This is a genomic window from Pseudomonas sp. LAIL14HWK12:I10 (genome assembly GCF_900184205.1).
Lineage (GTDB): Bacteria > Pseudomonadota > Gammaproteobacteria > Pseudomonadales > Pseudomonadaceae > Aquipseudomonas > Aquipseudomonas kermanshahensis.
In genome coordinates this window covers 1-4,782 of record NZ_FXWU01000028.1, presented here as the reverse complement: position 1 = coordinate 4,782, position 4,782 = coordinate 1, and the positions used below count along the sequence as shown (strand labels likewise).

General features: G+C 62.9%; 5 protein-coding genes. 3 read left to right on the top strand and 2 right to left on the bottom strand.

Annotated features, from left to right (window positions below):
* Positions 1-701: aromatic ring-hydroxylating oxygenase subunit alpha (locus tag QOS90_RS27450; RefSeq protein ID WP_283600580.1), on the bottom strand; the 701-nt coding region annotated here is incomplete at its 3' end.
* A gap of 366 nt (positions 702-1,067) precedes the next feature.
* Entirely contained in the window at positions 1,068-2,018 is a 951-nt protein-coding gene (locus QOS90_RS27445; RefSeq protein WP_225876706.1) for a LysR family transcriptional regulator, read from the bottom strand.
* 486 nt (positions 2,019-2,504) lie between these two features.
* On the opposite strand from QOS90_RS27445, the gene iacA reads away from it, so the two are divergent.
* The 3 genes from iacA to QOS90_RS27430 all read left to right on the top strand — a co-directional run.
* Positions 2,505-3,674 carry an indole-3-acetate monooxygenase gene (iacA, locus tag QOS90_RS27440; RefSeq protein WP_085274412.1) on the top strand — a complete coding sequence of 390 codons (1,170 nt, stop codon included), beginning with the start codon at positions 2,505-2,507 and terminating at the stop codon, positions 3,672-3,674.
* 17 nt (positions 3,675-3,691) lie between these two features.
* Positions 3,692-4,054: an IacB protein gene (locus QOS90_RS27435; RefSeq protein WP_085274411.1), complete on the top strand. Its 363-nt coding sequence runs from the start codon at positions 3,692-3,694 to the stop codon at positions 4,052-4,054.
* 15 nt (positions 4,055-4,069) lie between these two features.
* The coding region (locus QOS90_RS27430) for an aromatic ring-hydroxylating oxygenase subunit alpha (protein WP_283600579.1) at positions 4,070-4,782 on the top strand (713 nt) is incomplete at its 3' end.

Genomic DNA, 4,782 nt, shown 5'->3' with positions numbered 1-4,782 from the left:
TCGAACAGCTCCAGGGTCTGCTCGTCGACCGAGGACAGGAAGCTTTTGTGCACCAACGGGAAGTGGTAGGCGTCGGTGGTGTTTTCCAGCTGGATTTTCCAGTTGCCGGGGAAGCGGAAGCGGTGCTCGCCGGGGACCTTGATGCCGTAGCCGGCGCCTTGCTTCATGAACAGGTCCATCCACTTCTTCGCTGCGCCGAGGAAGTCTTCGAGCGGTTCGATGTCGTCCTTGAAGGTGGCGAAGACCATGCCGGCGTAGCTCTCGACACGCAGGCTGACCAGTGGCAGCTCGGCCTTGTCCAGGCAGTCGCCGTAGCTTTCCGGGTGGGGAATGCCGCGCAGCGAGCCATCGAGGGCGTAGCCCCAGCCGTGGTAGGGGCAAACGAAGCTGTTGGTCTTGCCCTTCTTGTGCTCACAGACGGTGGCGCCGCGGTGGCGGCAGCGGTTGAGCAGCACGTTGATGGCTTTTTTGCGGTCACGCACGACGATCACCGGCTGTTTGCCGATGAAGGTGGTTTTGTAGCTGCCGGGCTCGGGGACTTCGCTCTCGTGGGCGACCCAGATCCAGGTGCTGTGGAAGATCTTCTGCAGTTCGGCGTCGAACAGGGCCGGGTCGGTGTAGAGGGAGGTGTGGACACGGTCGGGCTGGACCAGCTCGGCCGGGTCGACCGTCAGGTTGACGGCGGGGATCAGGTTGCTCACGGGGGTCACCTATGGGGCGTTTTCTTATGGGAGCAACGCTAAAGGGCAGGGGGGTGGGGCTCAATGACAGGGGGGATCAATGTTGTTGCGTTTTTTGCAATGGGGGTGGCTATGCGTTCGGCGTAGTTTTTTTGTGGGGGCGGACATCGAGCGCCGCCCGCGCGGCGCTTCGCAGCACAAGGCTGCTCCTTCATCTGTTTCGGGCCAATTATTCCTGTGACATGGGCGCGCGCCCCCTTTGCGCCCGTCTCACCTGTAGGAGCAGCCTTGTGCTGCGAAGCGCCGCGCGGGCGGCGCTCGATCTCATAGGCGCTGCATCTCCCAAGGCAAACACCAAGGCAAACCCCACCGGCCCCTATGCACAAATCACAACGCCATCCGCACCGCCTTGGCCATCTCCGTCGCCAATTCTCGGCTCATCCCATCCAAGGTTCGCCCACGGCGCGTAACAATCTGGATATCGGTCGCGTTCATCGCCTCGCAATCGATGGCCAGGGCCTTGAAGGTGCCGTTCTTGAGCTCGTCGATGATCGGCAGTTCGGCCAGCAAGGTGGCGCCCAGCCCCGACCGAACGAAGTCCAGAATCACCGCCAGGGAGTTGGAGGTGAGGGTGGGCACGATGGCGAACGGCTGGTCCTTGCAGGCGGCATCCGCCAGCTCCCGCACGCGGAAGTTGGCGCCGGGCAGCACCAGTGATTCGCGGGCCACTTCGGCGAGGCTGACCGTGGAGCGCTCGGCCATCCGGCTGTCACGGTGAACAATCATCCGCAATGGCTGCGCCAGGCTGAACAGGCGCGTCAGGCGGGCCGATGCGTTAGGCGCAAAGACCACGCCGAGGTGCGCCTCGTCGTTCATCACCATGCGCTGCACCTCCAATGACGGGGCGCTGATGATCTCGGCCTTGTGCGCATTGTGCGCGTGCAAAAAGCCCTGCAACGAATTGATCGCCCGGGCCCCCAGCAGGCCTTCGCCGATGGCGATCACCGTCGAGGCTTGCTGGCGGCTTCGCAATTCGTCCAGCCGGTCGACCAGCAGCGCGTGTTGGCGAATGCGTTCGATGTAGTAGTCCACGGCAGCCTCGCCCGCGGCAGTCAGGCTGATGCGGTGGGTGCCGGGGCGCACCAGTTCGATGCCCAGTTCTTCTTCTAGCCGGGCGATCTGCCGGCTGACCGATGAGGTGGCGACGCCGAGCACTTCGGCAGCGGCGCGCATGGAGCCCTTGTCATGGCTCAGGTGCAGGTAGCGCAGGCGGTGGTCCTGCAGATCGATATGGCGCGTGGGCATGACCTCGACCTCGGGGGTAATCACGGCAGGCATTGGCGTGTCCCCATCCATCCTGGTGGGGCGTTGGCTTGTTTTTTTTGTGTGCTCGGCGTGGGTGGCCGGCGTTGTCGCGCTCCATGCCAGGCCATCGTACACGCGTTTTTTTCTGTCCGAAATCATGTGAAAAAGGCGCTAAAAATTTTTCGTGATATCGGCGCGGGTCGTTAGTTTTTTTAGGCGCGTTGAAACCGGTTTATGAAGTCGTATAAATCCATTTAAATCATGTAGATAGCCAATTTTTAGAGGGTTTATCCGTTAGGGATAGGTAAATTTTTCTCCTGTTTTAGCGTGAAAATTCAATTGACAATTCACGTAAATCGCCGCAAATATTTGTCACCGGCACCTAAAACAAGAGAGACAGACCATGCCGCCCGAACCTGCCTTCGCCCCTCTGTATGGCCAGTGCTTGCCTTCCACGAGCCCAGCCAACGCCCCCCACAAGCATCAGTACAAAAACCGCGCCTGAGACGGAGAATGTCCATGGATTCGCTTTGCCTGCGTGCCGCGCCTGTGTCGGCGCTCGCCTCTGGCCCTGCTTTCGAGGCCTTGCTTGACGGTGTTCGTGATCGTGCTCGCCTCGGTGAGTTCGACCGCCAGCGCTACATATCCCGCGATGTGATTGACGCGTTCAAGGCCCATGGCGTGTACCGCGCCTTGGTGCCTAAGCGCTTTGGTGGGCTTGAGTGCTCGCCGGGGGCCTTCTGTGAAATGATCGAACGCATCTCCCATGCAGACGGCTCCGCCGGCTGGGTGGCCAGCTTCGGCATGAGCCCCGTGTACCTGGCGGCGCTGCCGTTGGAGACCATCGCCGAGATCTACGGCAACAGCCCCGACACGGTATTTGCCGGAGGCATCTTCCCGCCACAACCGGCCGAGATCGTGCCTGGAGGCTTCAAGGTCAACGGCCGCTGGAAGTACTCCAGCGGGTCCATGGGCGCGGACATCGTGGGTGTCGGGATTGCCCCGCGCAATGGCGACAAGCTCGACCTGCCGCGCCTGGCCGTGATGCCGCGCCAGCAGGCGCGCATCGAAGAAACCTGGGACACCGTCGGCCTGCTCGGCACCGGCAGTCACGACCTGGTGGTCGAGGACGTGGTGGTGGGCGAGCAGTGGACCTTCGTGCGCGGCGGCAAGCCCAACCTGGACGAGCCGTTCTTCCGTTACCCATCGCTGTCGTTCGCCACCCAGGTGCTCTCGGTGGTCGGGCTGGGCATCGCCCGAGCTGCATTGGACGAACTGTCAGGCATGGCCAGTGGGCGCATCTCGGTGACCGGCGCCCCGGCACTGGCCGACCGGCCGCTGGCCCAGGTCGATGTGGCCAAGGCCGAGGCGGCGCTGCGCTCGGCGCGCGCGTTCTTCTACGAGTCCATCGAACGTGCCTGGGAGCACGTACTGGCGGGCGACCCAGTACCGGTCGACGTCACCAACCTGTTGCGCCTGTCCTCCACCCATGCCGCCCGCGTGGCCGCTGAAGTGGCGCGCAGTGCGCAGATGCTCTCGGGCATGACCGGCATCTACAACGAAAGCCCGCTGGCCCGCTGCGTCAACGATGCGCAGGTGGTGACCCAGCACGCCTTCATGGGCGACGTCACGTACCAGAACGCCGGTGCGATGTTCTTCGGTAAACAGCCCCTTCCGGGCTACCTGTAACTTTCGGGAATTTTGTCATGAGCGATAAGAAAGCGTTGCGTGTGCTGTTCTGCATGGGCATCAACCAGAACTTCTTCAATGCCCCCCGTGAGGAGCAGCTGCAGGTGTGGGCCGCCTTCAGCGCGATGTGGAATGGCATTCACGACCTGGCCGGGGTGAACGTGCTGGGCAACATGGACGATGACCAAGGCATGGTCGGCCCGTCCGACGGCTTCCCCTGGACCACCTACCTGCTGGCCGACGTACCGGACATCGAGACCGTGCACGCTGCCTGCAACCTGTTCCGCTGCACGGCGGTGGGCGACGGGCCGTACAAGCTGTGGCGCTACGCCAAGGTCGAGGCCCGTGTCGGCCGCGAACTGATCATCCAGCGCGCCTGAGTCGAGGACGATACCGTGAGCAACCTGATCCCCGCCGTCAACCTGACGGTCGACCCGGCCGAGCTGGTCCAGCCCGACCGTGTCCACACCTCCCTCTACACCGACTCGGCCCTGTTCGACGCCGAACTGCAGAAGATCTTCCACAGCACCTGGATCTGGGTCGCCCACGAGAGCGAAGTCCCCGAGCCCGGCAGCTACAAGACCACCTTCATCGGCAAACAGCCGGTGATCGTCGTGCGTGACCGCAAAAAGGCCATCAACGTGCTGCTCAACCGCTGCCGCCACCGCGGCGCCACGGTCTGCGAGCACAAGAAGGGCAAGACCAACAGCTTCGTCTGCCCCTACCACGGCTGGGGCTACGCCCTCGACGGCTCGCTGCGCGGCATCCCCCACCCGGAAAGCTACGGCGACTGCCTGGACAAGGCCGAGCTGCCACTGGTCAGCCTGCGCGTCGAGCGCTACGCCGGCATGGTCTTCGCCACCTTCAAGGACGACATCGAACCGCTCGAAGACTTCCTCGGCGCAGCGAAAAAGTGGATGGACTTGTTCATGAAGCAAGGCGCCGGCTACGGCATCAAGGTCCCCGGCGAGCACCGCTTCCGCTTCCCCGGCAACTGGAAGATCCAGCTGGAAAACACCACCGACGCCTACCACTTCCCGTTGGTGCACAAAAGCTTCCTGTCCTCGGTCGACGAGCAGACCCTGGAGCTGTTCGACTTCGTCAAAGG

What these genes read in the sequence shown, in the direction of transcription:
- QOS90_RS27445 (WP_225876706.1), bottom strand. Translation starts at nt 2,018, where the DNA reads ATGCCTGCCGTGATTACCCCCGAGGTCGAGGTCATGCCCACGCGCCAT.
- iacA (WP_085274412.1), top strand. Translation starts at nt 2,505, where the DNA reads ATGGATTCGCTTTGCCTGCGTGCCGCGCCTGTGTCGGCGCTCGCCTCT.
- QOS90_RS27435 (WP_085274411.1), top strand. Translation starts at nt 3,692, where the DNA reads ATGAGCGATAAGAAAGCGTTGCGTGTGCTGTTCTGCATGGGCATCAAC.